The 16567-nt window shown below is 70.7% G+C and carries 14 protein-coding genes and 1 tRNA gene; 9 read left to right on the forward strand and 6 right to left on the reverse strand.

The features are described from left to right. Positions 1-83: 83 nt before the first annotated feature. The 3 genes from ACFSL2_RS17280 to ACFSL2_RS17290 all read right to left on the reverse strand — a co-directional run bounded on the left by ACFSL2_RS17280 (position 84) and on the right by ACFSL2_RS17290 (position 2791). Positions 84-1298, reverse strand: a complete 1215-nt coding sequence (locus tag ACFSL2_RS17280) for an alpha/beta hydrolase (protein ID WP_377199024.1) — start codon at positions 1296-1298, stop codon at positions 84-86. After that, a complete protein-coding gene (locus tag ACFSL2_RS17285) occupies positions 1295-2230 on the reverse strand; it encodes an NAD(P)H-binding protein (RefSeq protein WP_377199025.1) in 936 nt (311 codons plus the stop codon). The genes ACFSL2_RS17280 and ACFSL2_RS17285 overlap by 4 nt, the downstream gene beginning before the upstream one ends. Positions 2231-2293: 63 nt before the next feature. Continuing rightward, the gene (locus ACFSL2_RS17290) at positions 2294-2791 is read right to left on the reverse strand and encodes a low molecular weight protein-tyrosine-phosphatase (protein WP_377200846.1); all 498 of its coding nucleotides are present in this window, start codon (positions 2789-2791) and stop codon (positions 2294-2296) included. A gap of 404 nt (positions 2792-3195) precedes the next feature. Here ACFSL2_RS17290 and ACFSL2_RS17295 point away from each other — a divergent pair, with 404 nt between their 5' ends. Then, a complete protein-coding gene (locus ACFSL2_RS17295) occupies positions 3196-4029 on the forward strand; it encodes an alpha/beta fold hydrolase (protein WP_377199026.1) in 834 nt (277 codons plus the stop codon). Here the strand turns inward: ACFSL2_RS17295 and ACFSL2_RS17300 are convergent. Next, the gene (locus tag ACFSL2_RS17300; RefSeq protein WP_377199027.1) at positions 4007-4855 is read right to left on the reverse strand and encodes a class I SAM-dependent methyltransferase; all 849 of its coding nucleotides are present in this window, start codon (positions 4853-4855) and stop codon (positions 4007-4009) included. The two genes, ACFSL2_RS17295 and ACFSL2_RS17300, sit on opposite strands and share 23 nt — an antisense overlap. A gap of 284 nt (positions 4856-5139) precedes the next feature. Between ACFSL2_RS17300 and ACFSL2_RS17305 the strand changes: the two genes are divergently transcribed. Then, positions 5140-5685 carry a GNAT family N-acetyltransferase gene (locus ACFSL2_RS17305; protein ID WP_377199028.1) on the forward strand — a complete coding sequence of 182 codons (546 nt, stop codon included), beginning with the start codon at positions 5140-5142 and terminating at the stop codon, positions 5683-5685. Positions 5686-5884: 199 nt separating this feature from the next. Here the strand turns inward: ACFSL2_RS17305 and ACFSL2_RS17310 are convergent. Continuing rightward, positions 5885-5968, reverse strand: a tRNA-Leu gene (locus ACFSL2_RS17310). Positions 5969-6207: 239 nt separating this feature from the next. Between ACFSL2_RS17310 and ACFSL2_RS17315 the strand changes: the two genes are divergently transcribed. The 7 genes from ACFSL2_RS17315 (at position 6208) to pknB (ending at position 15826) form a co-directional block, all read left to right on the forward strand. Further along, a complete protein-coding gene (locus ACFSL2_RS17315) occupies positions 6208-6924 on the forward strand; it encodes an FhaA domain-containing protein (protein ID WP_020017306.1) in 717 nt (238 codons plus the stop codon). A 10-nt stretch (positions 6925-6934) separates the two neighbouring features. Beyond that, positions 6935-7426, forward strand: coding sequence for an FHA domain-containing protein FhaB/FipA (locus ACFSL2_RS17320; protein WP_377199029.1), 492 nt, complete (start codon positions 6935-6937; stop codon positions 7424-7426). Between the two features lie 7 nt (positions 7427-7433). Beyond that, positions 7434-8972 carry a PP2C family protein-serine/threonine phosphatase gene (locus ACFSL2_RS17325; RefSeq protein WP_377199030.1) on the forward strand — a complete coding sequence of 513 codons (1539 nt, stop codon included), beginning with the start codon at positions 7434-7436 and terminating at the stop codon, positions 8970-8972. A 319-nt stretch (positions 8973-9291) separates the two neighbouring features. After that, positions 9292-10449 (forward strand): FtsW/RodA/SpoVE family cell cycle protein, encoded by a 1158-nt coding sequence (locus tag ACFSL2_RS17330; protein WP_465264539.1) that lies wholly within the window; start codon positions 9292-9294, stop codon positions 10447-10449. Next, complete coding sequence (locus ACFSL2_RS17335) at positions 10446-11975, forward strand: peptidoglycan D,D-transpeptidase FtsI family protein (RefSeq protein WP_377199031.1); 1530 nt, start codon at positions 10446-10448, stop codon at positions 11973-11975. Before ACFSL2_RS17330 ends, ACFSL2_RS17335 begins: the two co-directional genes overlap by 4 nt. Further along, entirely contained in the window at positions 11972-13786 is a 1815-nt protein-coding gene (locus tag ACFSL2_RS17340) for a protein kinase domain-containing protein (RefSeq protein WP_377199032.1), read from the forward strand. Before ACFSL2_RS17335 ends, ACFSL2_RS17340 begins: the two co-directional genes overlap by 4 nt. Beyond that, on the forward strand, positions 13787-15826 hold the full coding sequence (pknB, locus tag ACFSL2_RS17345) for a Stk1 family PASTA domain-containing Ser/Thr kinase (RefSeq protein ID WP_377199033.1): 2040 nt from the start codon (positions 13787-13789) through the stop codon (positions 15824-15826). A 54-nt stretch (positions 15827-15880) separates the two neighbouring features. Here the strand turns inward: pknB and ACFSL2_RS17350 are convergent, their stop codons facing one another. Next, the gene (locus ACFSL2_RS17350; protein WP_377199034.1) at positions 15881-16558 is read right to left on the reverse strand and encodes an anthranilate synthase component II; all 678 of its coding nucleotides are present in this window, start codon (positions 16556-16558) and stop codon (positions 15881-15883) included. Positions 16559-16567 lie beyond the last annotated feature (9 nt).

The raw sequence follows: 16567 nt of genomic DNA on the forward strand, positions 1-16567 counted from the left end.
GTGGGCACCTCGATTCCCTTCCAGGATCGCACCATGACCGCGCCCTCGCCAGGGGCCCGGGTAGGCGGGAGCGAGGCAGGGCCTCAGTCCTGGGCAAGCACGTAACCGCGGAGCCAGCGGCCCGTCTCGCGCCACACCTGCTCACGGACCGGCCTCGCCGAGAGGGTCACGTCGTGCAGCCCGCCGGCGATCCGCACCAGGGTGATGCGGGACCCGACATCCGGCACGCGGCGGGCGATCCCGACCACGTCCAGCACCGAGTCGGTGCTCTTCATGTCCTCGCTCCACCGGGTCGGGATGGTGCTCCGCGTGCTGAGCAGCACCAGGACCGGCACGTCGATGCCAAGTCCCCGCGCCACCTGGTCCTGCCCGCGGAAGATCGCCGAGAGCCAGGCAGGGGTGGCGCGCCAGCCGGCGTCGGGACGCCAGTCGACGTCGTAGTCCCACTCGCCGTCGAACCGCGACGAGATGGAGCGGGCGTACAGGCCACGGTCCAGGTTGACGAGCTGGCTGCGCGGCACGAGCGCGGACTGCACCCGGATGCCCGGCTCCATGATCTTGCGCACGGCCTCCCGGGGCTGGAACTCCAGCCACGGCGAGTTCAGCAAGAGCCCCGCCACCCGTTCCTGGTTGCGTGCCGTCCACAGGCTGACGGTGAGCCCCCCGGTGGAGTGGCCCATGAGCAGGAGCTTGCGCTCCGGTGCGGCGTCACGGCCGTGGCCCATGGCCGTGAGCGCGGCCTCGATCTCCTCGTCATAGGTGGTCAGGCTGCGCACGTATCCCGGCGTCTGGCCCGCTCGGAGGCTGCGGCCGTACCGCCGCAGGTCGAGGGCGTGGAACCGCACACCCTGCGCCTCCCAGAAGTCCGCGAGGTGGGTCTGGAAGAAGTAGTCGAGCCACCCGTGCACGTACAGCACGTCGGTGCCGGCGTCGGGCACCGGTGCCGGTGGTGCCGTGCCCGCCTCGACCTCGGCCGCCGCAGCGGGGTGCTGGCGTGCCGCACCCCGCAGGTGCAGCCGCCGCCCCAGCTCCGACAGCTCGTCCCAGAGCCGCGCCACCTGCGGGTTGTCGGCGCCCACGCGGCGCATGCCGCGTCGCGGCTCGGCGTCGTCGGGCGGTTCCACCGAGTCCTCGTCCGGTACGGGGCGAGCGCGGCGTACCAGGGTCGCCACGACCTCCGGCTCGTCCTCGTCGGGTTGCAGGGGCAGCGTCAGGCGTTCGAAGCCCGGCAGCACGTCGGGCTCCCACACGGGCTCCGGCGTCGTTCCGTCGTCCAGACCCGGGGAGAGGCTCGTCATCCCACCGACGGTAACCGCAGGTGCGCCCACTCCGTCGGATAGTCGTCGAGCCACGCCTCCAGCGAACGCGCTCGCCGCCCGGCCAGCTGACTGACGTCCGGGCTCACCTCGGCGAGCGCACCCTCCGCGATCGCCTGGCACTGGGTGATCCAGTCCTCGACCTCGGCGGCGGTCGACCGGTAGAACAGGGCGCGCGCCTGGTCGAGCGTCTGCGGCACGTACCGGATGGTCCGTCCGGCGGCCGTGGAGAGGGCCGCGGCCACCTCGTCGAGACGCAATGCCTCCGGGCCGGTCAGGTGGTAGATCCGCCCCGCGTGCCGGCTCGGGTCCTCGTCCAGGAGTACCGCGGTGGCGACGTCGGCCACATCGTCGTGCGACACGCAGGCGACCCGGCCGTCGCCCGCGGGCGCACGGAGCACCGCGCCCGCCCCGGACCCGTGCGACTCGTCGTAGACGGCAAAGGTCAGGGTGCGGTGGAACATCGCGGTCCGCAGCATCGTCCACGCCAGGTCGGTACCGCGCAGGTACTCCTCGGTGAGCCAGTCGTCACGGGCCACGGACGCCACGGCGTCCGGCGCCGCACCCACCGACGACACGTAGACCACGTGCCGCACGCCCGCGAGCACCGCCGCGTCGATCACCGCGCGGTGCCTGCCGAGCCGGCCGGGATGCTCCCTGCCGGGCGCCAGGAACACGGCATAGGCGCCGTCGAACGCACCGGCCAGCATCCTGGAGCCCGCTCCGGACGGCACGGCGACGATCTCCGTCTCCGGCAGCGGGGTGCCGTCGGGCAGCCGTGGCGCGGCACCTCGGCCGCCCACCAGCAGGCGCTGCTGGCCACCTGCCGCTGCTACACGGAAGGCGAGCCTGGATCCCAGGCGGCCGTCAGCCCCGGTGAGGACGACCAGCCGGCCGGGCGACGCGGACGTCATTCCCACACGGTAATCGGCAGACCGTCACGGAGGCGGGCAGCACGGGGTGAAACCCCGCGCAGATCATGTGTCGGTCGGCACGCCGAGCCGCGCTCGGACGAACTCGACCACGCCGTCCGCGGCCGCTTCGATCTGGGCCAGGCACACCTCGAAGTCGTGGGGACCGCCGTACCAGGGGTCGGCGATGTCCAGCTCGTTCTCGGGGAGCCCGTCCGCCGCCGGGTCGAACGAGCGGTACATCCGGATGGTGGCGTCGCCCGGCACCCGACCGGCCAGGTCGCGCAGCCCGCGCGCGTGCCGGGTCGTCATGGCCAGGAGCAGGTCCCGGGATCCGACGTCGTCCGCGGTCACCTGGCGCGCGCTATGCCCCACACCGGTGGAGTAGCCGTGCTCGGCAAGTACTGCGCGGGCGCGCCGGTCCACCGGGTTGCCGTGCTCCTCGTCGCTCACGCCGGACGAGTCCACGACGACGGAGTCGCCGAGCCCCGCGGCATCGAGGCGGTCGCGGAGCACGATCTCGGCCATCGGCGACCTGCAGATGTTTCCCGTACAGACGGTCATCACGCGATAGGCAGTCACGCGTCCATTCTCTCCGGCCGGAGGCGCGGGAAAGCCCGCGGGGCGACCTGAGTCAGCCGTGCTGGACGAGGGCACGGCACCCGCGGGCTCCGGTGGTCGCGAGAAACTCGCCACCATGTCCCGTTGCGCCGGACAGATCAGCGAGGCCCCGTGCTGAGCCTGCCGACCTGTGTCGACGCGAAACGCTTGCGCGTCACGCGACTAGCGCGCGACCACCTCATGGGTCCGATGTGAAATCACTACTCGGATCACCTCCCTTCTCATGTGCCCACGAACCTACGCCTCGGGAGGGCGGGCGCCCAGGTTTTTTCCTCGCGGCGAAATCCTCGGCGCGCCGCACCGGCTCGGGAGCGACGACTTTTGCGTCTCCCGTCCGTCAGCCCTGCATGACGACCACCACCGCCGACGCCTTCACGACGTCGGCAGACGGCACCCGGATCGCCTATGACCTGACCGGTCCGAACCCGGGTCTGGCACCGGCGATCGTGGTGGTCGACGGCGTGCTCGCCCATCGGCTGCCGATCACGCTCGCCGTGGCGACGGAGCTGGGCGACCGCGCGACCACCCTGCGCTACGACCGGCGCGGTCGTGGCGACAGCGGCGACACTCCCCCGTACAGCGTGGACCGGGAGATCGACGACCTCGCCGCACTGCTGGAGGTGACAGGCCCGGCGGCGCTGCTGGGCATCTCGTCCGGTGCTTTTCTCGCGCTGCGCGCGGCGGCAGACCTCGGGTCCCGCGTCACCGGCGTGCTCTGCTACGAGCCCCCGTACGACGTCGCGAGCGGCGCCGCGCCCACCGACCCCCGGATGATCGCGGGGGTCGAGAACTGCATCGAGGTGGGTGATCCCGGGAGCGCCGTCGAGCTGTTCCTCGACGTGGTCGGTATGCCGTGCCGGCTGCTGCCGCGTATGCGGGAGTCGCCGTCGTGGGCCGACCTCGAGGCGATCGCACCGACCATCGCCTATGACGGCCGGGTGCTCGCCGGTGTCGCCCTCGGCCGGCGCGCCCTGATGGGCCGGTGGGACACCATCGGCCAGCCGGTCCTCGTGGTCGACGGCGCCGCGAGCGCCGCCCCGGTCGCGGTCGCCGCGGAGTCGCTGGCCGCCGTGCTGCCGGCAGGCCGCCGGGTGACCCTGCCGGGGCACGGCACGGACGTGCCCCCGGAAGCGATGGCGGACGCCGTCGCGGGACTGCTCAGAAGGACCGGCGGGCGGTGACCAGGATGCGCGGCGCCTCGTCGACGAGCTCGTTCCCCGTCGCGAAGTGCATGTGGAGCGCGCGGAGCCCCGCCTCGTGCCGCGCGACGGCTGCCGGCGTGAGGTCGGCGAGGCCGGGCACCTGCCACGCGGCCATCCGGAGGTACCAGAGCACGGAGGACAGGTCCTTGAACGTGCGCGTGCCCGCGTACTCGGTGGCTTCCACGATCTCGAGGCCGGAGGCGACGAGACCGTCGGAGACGACGTCGAGGGTGACGGCGTCCGGGTCCCAGCCGAGCGGCACGCCGAGTGCTCGGTTGAGGACTATGCCGTCCCGGGTGTCCACCTGCTCGGTGAGGAACGTCCCGCCCGGTTCCAGCACGCGGCCCACCTCGTTGGGCTCGATGGTGCTGAACCGGCTGAGCACCACGCTGTACTGACCGTCGAAGAACGGCAGCAGCACGTCGCCCGTCCAGGACGCCTCGGCCCGGCGCACGTCGATGCCGAGCGGTTCCAGGCGGCGACGAGCAGTGAGGAAGGCCGGGCCCGTCTCCGTGGCGGCCGAACCCTTCGGGAGCGGCCCGAGGCCGGCGAAGAAGTCACCGTTGCCGGTGCCGATGTCGAGCACGGCACCTCGGGACCTGAGCACGGCCTCGCGAGCGAGGGCGGGGTAGTCCCACTCCGGCGCATCGATCGTGAGGCGGTCGTCGACCGGAGTGTCGGCGAGGCCGCCGGCGAACAGCGCCGTGGGGGTCAAGGGGGTTGCGGGGGCGTTGCGCGCCCATTCGATGTGGTCCTCGAACGGCGCGTCCGGCGCCGGAGCTGGGGCGATCGAGACGTCGAGCATGGTGGAGATTGTGGCGCAAAGTAGGGCCAAGGGGGTAACACTGGGGCAAACACGACCGGAGGAGTCGGTCCGATGGGGGAACCGATACCCAGAAACGAACCATCACCTGCGCAGACATCGCCTCCGCTGCGGGTGGTCAGGCTCATGTCCGGCACCTCCCACGACGCCGTCGGCACCGGCCCGGCCAGCGCGCTGCTCGACGCCGCGACGCTGCACGTCACCGGCGGCGTGTGACGCGTCGTCGCGGCAGGTTCGGCATCGGCAAGGTGGCAAGATGCTGCGGGGTGAGCAACTACACGATCCGACCGATCCGGGCCTCCGAGTGGCGGGAGGTTCGTGCCCTGCGCCTCGCCGGGCTCGAGGACGACGCGGCTCCGCTCGCCTTCGTCGAGTCCTACGACGAGGGTGCGGCGATGCCCGACAGCTTCTGGATCGACCGCGCGGCCGGGTCCTCTGTCGACGCGGGGCCGGAAGCCGGCGCCCGGCAGTTCGTGGCGGTTGCGGACGACGACGGCTGGGTCGGCACGTCGGTCGTCATCGTCGAGTCGGCGGGCGAGAAGGACTTCGAGGGCAGAACCGTCGAGAGCTCTGGCGGCCACGTCGTCGGTGTGTTCATCGAACCGCGGCACCGGGGATCCGGGCTGGTCGAGCGGCTCTTCGAGGCGAGCCTCGACTGGGCGCAGGAACGCGGCCTGAGCCGGGTCAGGCTCTACGTCCACGCGGAGAACCGTCGGGCCAAGGACGCCTACCGGAAGTGCGGGTTCGAACCGACAGGGGTCCGGCTGGACGGCGCGCTCGGCCAAGAGATCGAGATGGCGCGCTGCATCTGAGGGATGCCCGCCACAAAATGCGAGATCGGTCGGATGCTTCGAGATCGGTCAATCACTGGACCGATCTCGATGCAACGGACCGAAGTCGAGCTACGGGGCCGCCAAAAGACCGAACTCGCGGCGCGAGGCCACCCCAGACCGGGCTCCCAGGGCATGACGAAGGCCCCGACTCGATGAGCCGGGGCCTTTCGTAACAACGTGCGCGAGGGGGGAGTTGAACCCCCACGCCCTTTCGGGCACACGGACCTGAACCGTGCGCGTCTGCCTATTCCGCCACTCGCGCGCTGCTGGTTGAGGCTAGCACGGTACGGACGGTGACTCCGAATCCAATAACCGTGAGGTGGTTCACGTCCCGCCGCAGGTCTAGTAGCGTGCGGACCCGCCCACACCTCTCTTCACCGCGCCACCTGAGGGAAGATCGGAGAAGATCCGCAGGACATCCACAGTATTGGAGTCTGCGGGGACCTACCGGTCTATACGATCTAGGTAGTCTGCCCGGCGCAGACCCCGGAAGGAGGTGGCATGGGCGCCCTGGACCGCTTCGAGAAGAGCGTGGAGCGCATGATGAACAACGCGTTCGCCAAGGTGGGACGTGGCGAGGTGAAGCCGGTCGAACTGGCGAGCAGGCTGCGGCGTGAGCTCGATGACCGTGCCGCGGTCGTCGGACGCGACCGTACCGTCGCACCGAACGAGTTCACCATCGAGCTCGCTCCCGACGACTTCGCCCAGATCGAGGCGTGGGGCGCACAGACCCTCGCCGACGAGCTCGCGTCCAACATCACGGCGTACGCCGCGACGCAGCACTATGCGTTCGTGGGCCCCGTGAGCGTGACGTTCGACGAGCAGTACGAGCTGGTTCCCGGCCGCTTCACGGTGCGCTCGCGCAGCGTGCAGGGGAGCGTCGCCCCGGCGACGTCCGGCGCGCCGACCGGCCGACACCCGCTCATCGACATCGATGGACAGCGTTACCTGCTCACCGGCCCGGTGACCGTCATCGGACGGGACGCCGAGGCGGACATCGTGGTGGACGACCCGGGCGTCTCCCGGCGCCATCTCGAGATCCGCGTGACGCCGGACGGCGTCGTGGCGACCGACATGGGCTCCACGAACGGCCTGTACGTGGAGGGCCACCAGGTCCCCGCCGCGACCTTGCTCGACGGCAACACGATGACCATCGGCCGTACCCGCATCATGTTCTGGACCGGCAGTGCCTCCGGTGCAGACAACGAGGACTGGTGAAAATCCCGACATGAGCGAGCTGACGTTCACCCTGCTTCGGCTGGGCTACCTCGTGCTGCTGTGGGTGTTCGTGCTCTCCGCCGTCGCCGTGCTCCGGCGCGACCTGGCCGGACCACGCACCGCCAGCAGCCGGCGGCGCCGGCCGGAGCTCGCGGGGCCGGCCGCGACGCCGGCCCCCGGTGGCGGCGCGCCCCGCGCTCCCCAGCGCGGTGGCCCCTCGCGGCTCGTCGTGGTGGCGGGCCCTCTCACGGGCACCACCATCCCGCTCACGTCGTCCGGCGTACTCATCGGACGCGCGCCGAGCTGCACCCTCGTGCTCGACGACGACTACTCGTCGTCCCGGCACGCACGGATCTTCCCCCAGGGCGGCCAGTGGTTCGTGGAGGATCTCGGGTCCACGAACGGCACCTACATCGGTGAGGAGCGGGTACAGGGCATCATCCCGCTGGCTCCAGGTGTGGGCGTGCAGATCGGACAGTCCGTCGTCGAGCTCCAGGGATGACCATCACGTGACCGTGACCTTGCGGTATGCCGCGCGTTCCGACGTCGGCCTCGTCCGCTCCAACAACCAGGACTCCGCCTACGCGGGTCCCAACCTCCTTGTCGTGGCCGACGGGATGGGCGGGCACGCCGGCGGCGACGTCGCGTCCGCGCTGACGATCGCAGCCCTGGTGGGTCTCGACCGGCCCGACCACAGCTCCGACCAGTCGATGTCCGAGCTCGAACGCTCGATCGACCGCGCGCGCCAGGACCTCGTCGACGCGACGACGGCCGACCCGGACCTGGCCGGCATGGGGACCACCGTCACGGCGGTGCTGAAGTCCGGCAACACACTGGCCATGGCCCATCTGGGTGACTCACGCGCCTATCTCCTGCGCGACGGCACCCTGGCGCAGGTCACGGTCGACCACACCTTCGTGCAGCACCTGGTCGACACGGGCCGCATCACGCCCGACGAGGCGGAGACCCACCCGCAGCGCAACGTCGTCATGCGGGTGCTCGGCGACTTCGACCTGGACCTCACGCCCGACCTGTCGATCCGCGAGGCCGTGCCGGGCGACCGCTGGATGCTCTGTTCGGACGGTCTGTCCGGGTTCGTGCCCGACGACGAGATCGCCGAGGTACTCAGCTCGGTCACCACGCCGCAGGACGCGGTCGAGCGGCTCGTCTCGATGTCCATGCGCGCCGGCAGCACCGACAACATCACCGTCGTCGTGGCCGACGTCCTCGACGAGGCCGCCGCGGCCACGACCGCCGCCACCGTCACCCCCGAGATCGTCGGCTCGGCCGCTCTCGCCGGTGTGACCGCGGGCGGCGCCGACCCGCTCTCGCCCACCGCGCTGCCCGGCTCGGACATCGACGGCGACACCGTGACCAGCTTTACCCGGTCCACGGTCCCGGGGGGTGGGCAGCCCACCACCTCGCCCATCGCCGTGAGCGTGCTGCCCGACGCCGTGGCCCAGGACGGCCTCGCCGACACGCTCGAGCAGGCCATGATCGCGGGCGGGCACGACGAGGAGCAGTACCAGCCGGACATCCAGCCCGACGACGACGCGGACGGTGCGGCCGACGAGGAGGAGACCCCGCGCAGGAAGCGTGTCTGGCTGACCGTTCTCGGTGCGCTGCTGCTCGTCGTCGGCCTCGTCCTCGCGGGCTGGGGCGGCTTCCGCTGGACCCAGACTCAGTACTACGTCGGCGAGTCCGACGGCCAGGTCGCCGTGTTCCGCGGTATCCCGGCGACGGTAGGCCCACTGACCTTCTCCACCCCGGTCGAGCTCACGGGCACGCGGGTCGACGAGCTGCCCGAGTTCGTCGCCGCCCGCGTGAACGAGACCATCCGCGCCACGTCGCTCGAGGATGCCCGGGGGCGCGCCGACCGCCTCGTCGCGGAGGCCGTCGAGGAGACCGATCCCTCCCCGTCGCCCTCACCCACGTCCACACCGACGCCCACCGCGACCGACGAGCCCGGCGGAGACTCCTCGCCGAACGCCCAGAAGGCTTCGAACGACTCCGGCCAGAACGACTCCGGCCAGGAGAAGAACGGATGAGCGCCCTCCGCCCCGAGGAGAACGCCCCGTCGCGCATGGCGGAGGCCGTCCTGCTCGTCGTCGCGCTCGCGCTCGGCATGGGCGGCATGTGGATGGTCGGCTACTCGCTCGAGGACAGCCTGCCCGAGGGGTTCTGGACCTACTCGATCGTGCTCGCCGCCCTGGCCTTCACCGCGCACATCGTGCTGCGGCTCCGCGCGCCCTACGCCGACCAGGTGATCCTGCCGGCCGTGGTCCTGCTGAACAGCGTGAGCATGGCGATGATCCTGCGGCAGGACCTCGTCGACATCAGGGGCGCCGACGCGTCACGTCACCTCATGTGGACGGCGCTCGGGATCATCGTGGCCTGCGTGGTCCTCTTCCTGATCAAGGACCACCGCAGCCTGCGGCGCCTGACGTACACGGCGATGATCGTCGGCATCGTGCTGGTGATCCTGCCGCTGATCCCGGCCTGGGCCGCGAGATCAACGGCGCACAGATCTGGATCTTCATCGGCCCGTTCTCCGCGCAGCCGGCCGAGTTCGCCAAGATCGCCTTCGCCGTCTTCTTCGCGGGCTACCTGGTCGCCAACCGCGACACCCTCGCGCTGGCCGGCAAGAAGTTCATGGGTCTCCAGCTTCCCCGCCTGCGTGACCTCGGCCCCATCCTCATCGTCTGGGCCGTGTCGCTGGCTGTTCTGGTGGGCGAGAAGGACCTCGGTACTTCCCTCCTGTTCTTCGGCCTGTTCGTCGGCATGCTGTACCTCGCCACCGACCGGGTGGGCTGGATCGTCATCGGTCTTGCGATGTTCGCCGGCGGTGCCGTCGTGGCCTGGTCGATCTTCAGCCACGTGCAGCTCCGCGTGAACATCTGGCTGGACGCGCTCAACCCCGACCTCATGGACGGCCCGTCGTACCAGCTGGTCCAGGGCCTGTTCGCCATGTCGTACGGCGGCATGTTCGGTGCCGGCTGGGGCGAGGGCTACCCGCAGTACGTGCCGTTCGCCTTCTCCGACTTCATCTATGCCGCCCTCGGCGAGGAGCTCGGCCTCACCGGGATGCTCGCGATCCTGCTCATCTACCTGGTGATCGTGCAGCGCGGCCTGCGGCACGCGGTCGGTGTGCGGGACGGCTTCGGCAAGCTGCTCGCCGGTGGCCTCGCGTTCGTCATGGCCCTGCAGCTCTTCGTGGTGGTCGGCGGCATCACCCGCATCATCCCGCTCACCGGCCTGACCTTGCCGTTCATGGCTCAGGGCGGCTCGTCCCTGCTCGCGAACTGGATAGTCATCGCCCTCATGCTGCGCATCTCCGATGCTGCCCGACGCCCGTCCGCGCTGCCGACCCGCGGCGCCCTGGCCGACCCGGCGCCTGCCGTCGTGGGCGGTGGCGCCATCGAGGTGGGGGGCGGAAACCCCGTCCAGGCGGAGACCGAGGCCGGTGCCGGCAGCGGCGGGACGCCGGACGACGCCACCCAGATCGTGCGGGGGGTGGACCGGTGAACGCGACCCTGCGCCGCCTGTCGACCGTCGTGCTGGTCATGTTCATGGCCCTCATGGTGTCCACCTCGTGGATCCAGTTCGTCGCCGCGGGCGACCTGAACGAGCATCCGAGGAACGTGCGGGGCATCTACAGCGCCCTCGCGCGTGACCGCGGCCCCATCGTGGTGCGCGGCGGCGAGGCGATCGCCACCTCGGTGCCGGTCGACGACAACTTCAAGTACCAGCGCACCTACTCCGAGGGCGACGCCGGCGCGGCCAGCGTGTACGCGCCGGTCACCGGATACTTCGCGATCAACGGCACGGTCACCGGGATGGAGCGGTACGCGAACAGCTACCTCGCGGGCGAGGACGACTCGCTGTGGCTCGACCGCCTGCAGAACCTCATCACCGGTGAGGAGGCGCAGGGCTCCTCGGTCGAGCTCACCATCGACCGCAAGGTGCAGAAGGCGGCCTGGGACGCTCTGGGCGACTACGTCGGAGCCGCTGTGGCCATCGATCCCAAGACCGGCGGCATCCTGGCGATGGTCTCCAAGCCGTCGTACGACCCGAACGAGCTCGCCGTGCACGACGCCGCGGCGGTCAAGGAAGCCTCCGAGGAGCTGATCAACGCCAAGCCTGAGGTCAACGCGGAGGACGGGTCGAAGGTGCCCAGCATCTACGGTCCCACCATCAACCGGACGATCAACGCCACGTTCCCGCCCGGTTCCACGTTCAAGCTGCTCACGTCTGCCGCAGCGATCGAGTACGGCGGGATCACGCCGGACACCCAGATCCCCGCGCCGACCGAGTACATCCTGCCCGGCACGTCGACGCCGCTCGGTAACTTCGGTGGCGGGTCCTGCTCCGACACGGGCGAGATGACGCTCAAGGACGCCCTCCGGACGTCCTGCAACACCGCGTTCGCCGACCTGGCCGTCGACGTCGGCAAGGACGACATGCAGCGGATGTTCGAGGAGTTCGGCTTCACCGAGTCGATCGACGTCCCGATGTCGACCTCGATCGGCGCCTACCCCGGTCTCATCGGTGGTGAGCACGACGACGACTCCGACGCCAGGATCGCGCTGTCCGGGATCGGTCAGGGAAGCGTGCGCATGACGCCGCTCCAGGTCGCAATGATCTCGGCTGCCATCGCGAACGACGGCGACCTCATGGAGCCCTACCTCATCCAGAGCGTGCGGGACAGCGACCTCGAGCTCGTCAGCCAGACCAAGCCGAGCCGCTACAAGAGCCCGTTCTCGTCCTCCACGGCCGACGCGCTCACCGAGATGATGGTCACCGTCGTCAACGACGGCTCCGGGACGGGCGCCCAGATCCCGGGTGTCGAGGTGGCAGGTAAGACGGGCACCGCTCAGGACGACACGCGGGCGCCGACGCTGTGGTTCACGTCGTTCGCCCCGGCCGACGACCCGGAGGTCGCCGTGGCCGTGGTGCTGGAGAACCAGGGCCAGTCGACGAACGAGACCACCGGTGGCGCACTCGCCAGCCCTATCGCCCAGCAGATCATGCAGGCGGCGATCTCGAAATGAGGCCGGTCGAGGGTCTGTCGCTCGGTGAGCGCTACACGCTGGTGCGGCGTATCGCCATGGGCGGCATGGGCGAGGTCTGGGTCGCGCGCGACGAGAAGCTCGCGCGGGAGATCGCCGTGAAGGTGCTCCGCGAGGAGTACACGGGCAACGAGGACTTTCTTCGTCGCCTGCGCACGGAGGCCCGGAACTCGTCGACCCTCGTTCACCCCAACATCGCGCAGATGTTCGACTACGGAGAGGAGCGTGGCGCCGGCTACCTCGTCATGGAGCTGGTCCTGGGCGAACCGCTCGCGGACCTGCTCGAGCGGGAGCCGGTGCTGCCCCCGGCCCGCCTGCTGCCGATCCTGGCCCAGACGGCGCGTGGCCTGCACGCCGCTCACCTCGCCGGAGTGGTGCACCGCGACGTGAAACCGGGCAACATCCTGCTGGAGCACTCCGGCACCGTGAAGATCACCGACTTCGGTGTCTCGGTGGCGCAGAACCAGGTGCCCATGACTGCCACCGGCATGGTCATGGGCACCGCCCAGTACCTGTCGCCCGAACAGGCCGTCGGTCAGTCGGCCACCGGCGCGTCCGACATCTACGCGCTCGGCGTCGTCGCCTACGAGGCCACGGCCGGCCGACGGCCGTTCACGGGAAGAACACCGGTCGACATCGCGATCGCGCACGTCAACGCACCGGTCCCCCTCCTGCCGACGTCGGTCCATCCGGGGCTCGCCGAGACCATCACCAAGATGCTGGAGAAGGACCCGGCGCAGCGCATCACCTCGGCGGACCAGCTCGCGCGGCACCTCGACGTGCTCGCCGCGGAGATCGCGGAGGACCCGTTCGGCAGCTCGCGTTTCGCCCGCCGCAACCGCCGCGACGGTGAGCCGTCCAGCTCGCAGCGGTCCGGCAACGGCCGGAGCAGCGCGGCACAGCCGGGCCCGTCCCATGCGCGCCGCCAGGCGCCGTTCGGCCAGTCCAGCGGCGGCCGGCACACCACGGTGGCGAACGCGCAGTCGGCGCCGCCCAGCCCCGAGCAGGGCACACCCGCCCACGGCTACGGGTCGGGCACGCCCGCAGGCGGCTACGGTTCGGGAACTCCGGCGGGCGGTTACGGCTCCGGTCCCTTCGGGTCGGGGGCCTACGGTTCCGACTCGGCCGGGTACGGAACGACGTCGGGCACCTACGGCACAGACTCCTACGGACGTCCGTACTCGCCGGCTCCGGGTACACCGGCCGGTGGCCCTGGATCAGGTCCGTACGGCACGGACTCGGCCGGGTACGGTTCCGACTCGGCCGGCTACGGCACGGACTCCGCGGGATACGGCACCACGTCCGGCGCGCACGGCACCGACGCCTACGGTCGCCCCCACGGTTCCGGGTACGCCCCTCCGCCGTCGGGCAGCGGAGGCGGCACCGGAGCGGGGAACGGCGCGCGGTCGTACCCGTCGCGCCGCGATCTGCACTCGACACGCCAGGACGGGCGAAGGGTCCCCCAGCAAGGGCGTTCCGGGGGGCACCCTGGGAAGAGACGAAATCTGTCGTCGGACATCCAACGCTGGGTGGGCGGGATCGAGGACCGAATCGGCGTCCGCGTGTCCTGGCCGCTCGTCGCACTGGTCGCATTGCTGCTGGTGGTGCTCATCATCACGCTGGTCACCGGAAGCGGCAACGACAGCGCTCTCCAGGAGCCGTGGGGTTCCTCCGAAATCTACGCCGAAACGCTGAGTTCCCCGGCAGCGGCCGCAACAGCCGCTTCTGGGATGATGCTTTTCAACGAGCCGTATGCCTTGAGGCAGACGGCCACGACATCAAAGGACGTATGAGTGGTGGAGAACACGCCCCGCGTACTCGCCGGCCGTTATGAGGTCGGCGAGCTGGTCGGCCGTGGCGGCATGGCCGAGGTGCACATCGGCCATGACACCCGTCTCGGTCGTACGGTGGCGATCAAGGTGCTGCGCTCGGACCTCGCCCGCGACCCGTCCTTCCTGGTGCGGTTCCGGCGCGAGGCGCAGTCGGCCGCCGCGCTGAACCATCCTGCGGTCGTCGCGGTGTACGACACGGGGGAGGACATCCACCAGGATGCCTCCGGCCAGGACGTGCACGTGCCGTTCATCGTCATGGAGTACGTGGAGGGCCACACCGTCCGCGACATCCTGACCGACGGCGCCGCCGTGCCCATCGAGGAGGCCGTCGAGATCACCGTCGGCGTGCTGAGTGCGCTGGAGTACTCGCACCACGCGGGCATCGTCCACCGCGACATCAAGCCCGCGAACGTGATGATCACGCCCACCGGCGCGGTCAAGGTGATGGACTTCGGCATCGCGCGCGCCATGGCGGACTCCGCCGCGACGATGACGCAGACGCACGCCGTGATCGGCACCGCGCAGTACCTCTCCCCGGAGCAGGCCCGCGGCGAGCAGGTCGACACCCGCTCGGACCTCTACTCGACCGGCTGCATGCTGTTCGAGCTGCTCACGGGTCGGCCGCCGTTCCAGGGCGACTCGCCCGTGGCGGTCGCCTACCAGCACGTGGGCCAGGAGCCGCAGCGCCCGTCGGAGGTGGCAACCGACGTTCCCGACGTGTTGGACCGCATCACGCTCAAGGCACTGACCAAGGATCGCGAGCAGCGGTACAGCACGGCCGCCGAGTTCCGGCGCGACCTGGAGTCCGCGATGCGCGGCGGCCAGGTCACCGCGCCGATGGTCGGTGCCGCCATGATGGGCGCCACCCAGGTCGCCGGCCAGCCCGCATACGGTGCCACTCAGGTCATGTCGCCGACCCAGGCCAACTGGGGCCCCACGACGGCCACCCAGAGCCCGGTCACCCCCGGTGGGGGATACCCGGGCCAGCCGACCCGCGGCGAGGAGCCCGAGAAGAAGAGCAAGGCGCTCATGTGGTGGCTCCTCGGGATCGCCCTGGCGGCGGTCGCAGCCATCGCCATCGCCGTGGCGATCGAGAACGCGGCCAACCAGGAGCCGACGACCGTTTCCGTGCCCACGATCGCGGAGGGCCTGAGCGTCGACGAGGCCCGTGCCCAGGTCGAGGCGGCGGGCCTGACGTTCGAGCGGGCCATCGACAAGGAGTCCGACCTCGAAGAGGGTCAGACCACTGGTCGGACCGAGCCGTCCGCGGGCTCAGAGGTCGAACCGGACTCGTCGGTCGTCGTCTTCGTCGCGGGCGCGCCCGGCCAGGTCACCATCCCGGACGTGAGCGGACTGTCCGAGAGCGACGCCCGGAGCCGGCTCGAGGAGGACAACCTGACGGTCGGCGGTACGGAGTCGGAGAACAGCCGTAGCGTCAGCGAGGGCATGGTGACCAAGAGCGAGCCCAGCGCCGGGCAGACGGTGCAGGAGGGCGCCGAGGTCACCCTGTACCTCTCGACGGGCCAGACCACGCTCCCGAACGTCGTCGGGCAGACCAGGGAGGCCGCCGAGCCGCAGCTGACGAACATCGGCCTCGGCACCATCAACTGGGACGAGGAGGAGAGCGACGAGGTCCCGGCCGGCACCGTCGCCCGCACCGACCCCGAGGCCGGTGATGTGCCCCAGGGCACGACGGTCACGGTCTACATCGCGACGGCGCCGGAACCGAAGGAGACGACGGTCCCCACGGACCTTGTCGGCAAGACGCTCGAGGAAGCTCAGGTCTCGTGCACGGGAGCGCAGGTCACCTGCGTCAAGGGGTCGGAGGAGCCGTCCACCGCCGTCCAGCCCGGCCAGGTGATCCGGTCCGAACCGGAGCCGGGCACCACCGTCGAGCAGGGCGCCACCATCAGCCTCGTCATCGCGTCCGACCCGGAGGGTGACGGCGGGGACGAAGGAGAAGGCGGGGGTGAAGGCGGGGAAGAGCCCATCTTCCCGTAGTCCGCTGCGCTGACCGGGGAACCGGTCAGCGCAGGGTTGGCATGGCGTCGTCGGTCACGAGGTGACCAGCGGCGCCATTCCCTGTGCCCGCTCCACGGCACCGTCGAGCCCGCACGTCTCCAACCAGTTCGCCAGGAGCCGGTGCCCGCCCTCGGTGAGCACGGACTCCGGGTGGAACTGGACGCCGTGCAGCGGCAGCTCGCGGTGCTGCAGGCCCATGACGATGCCCGACTCCGTCGCGCACGTGACCGAGAGCTCCGCCGGCACGCTGTCAGGGGTCACGGCGAGCGAGTGGTAGCGCGTGGCGGTGAACGGCGCCGGCAGACCGGCAAGCACGGTCGGCCGGTCCAGGCCGGTGTCCTGTGCGAACACCTGGCTCGTCTTGCCGTGCATGAGCTCGGGCGCATGCGTCACCTTGCCGCCGTACACCTCGGCGAGCGCCTGGTGTCCCAGGCAGACGCCGAGCATCGGGGTTCGGGACCGGGCGCAGGCGCGGATCACGTCCTCGGACGCACCGGCCTCGGCGGGCGTCCCGGGCCCGGGCGACACGAGCACGCCGTCGTAGGGCACGGGGGAGCCGTCCCCCGCGTCGTACCAGTAGCGGCCGTCGGCGTCGGGGGAGGGCACGGCGTCGTTGCGGACCACCACGGTCCGGGCGCCGATCTGGTCGAGGTAGCCGACGATCGTATAGACGAACGAGTCGTAGTTGTCGACGACGAGGATGCGCGTCATGCAGGAATG

Origin of the sequence: Promicromonospora aerolata, from assembly GCF_042682255.1 — a bacterium.
Taxonomy (GTDB): domain Bacteria; phylum Actinomycetota; class Actinomycetes; order Actinomycetales; family Cellulomonadaceae; genus Promicromonospora; species Promicromonospora aerolata.

Excerpts from the sequence above, each read along its gene's own strand:
- ACFSL2_RS17280 (WP_377199024.1), bottom strand. The coding sequence starts at position 1,298 with ATGACGAGCCTCTCCCCGGGTCTGGACGACGGAACGACGCCGGAGCCC.
- ACFSL2_RS17285 (WP_377199025.1), bottom strand. The coding sequence starts at position 2,230 with ATGACGTCCGCGTCGCCCGGCCGGCTGGTCGTCCTCACCGGGGCTGAC.
- ACFSL2_RS17290 (WP_377200846.1), bottom strand. The coding sequence starts at position 2,791 with ATGACCGTCTGTACGGGAAACATCTGCAGGTCGCCGATGGCCGAGATC.
- ACFSL2_RS17295 (WP_377199026.1), top strand. The coding sequence starts at position 3,196 with ATGACGACCACCACCGCCGACGCCTTCACGACGTCGGCAGACGGCACC.
- ACFSL2_RS17300 (WP_377199027.1), bottom strand. The coding sequence starts at position 4,855 with ATGCTCGACGTCTCGATCGCCCCAGCTCCGGCGCCGGACGCGCCGTTC.
- ACFSL2_RS17315 (WP_020017306.1), top strand. The coding sequence starts at position 6,208 with ATGGGCGCCCTGGACCGCTTCGAGAAGAGCGTGGAGCGCATGATGAAC.
- ACFSL2_RS17320 (WP_377199029.1), top strand. The coding sequence starts at position 6,935 with ATGAGCGAGCTGACGTTCACCCTGCTTCGGCTGGGCTACCTCGTGCTG.
- ACFSL2_RS17340 (WP_377199032.1), top strand. The coding sequence starts at position 11,972 with ATGAGGCCGGTCGAGGGTCTGTCGCTCGGTGAGCGCTACACGCTGGTG.
- ACFSL2_RS17350 (WP_377199034.1), bottom strand. The coding sequence starts at position 16,558 with ATGACGCGCATCCTCGTCGTCGACAACTACGACTCGTTCGTCTATACG.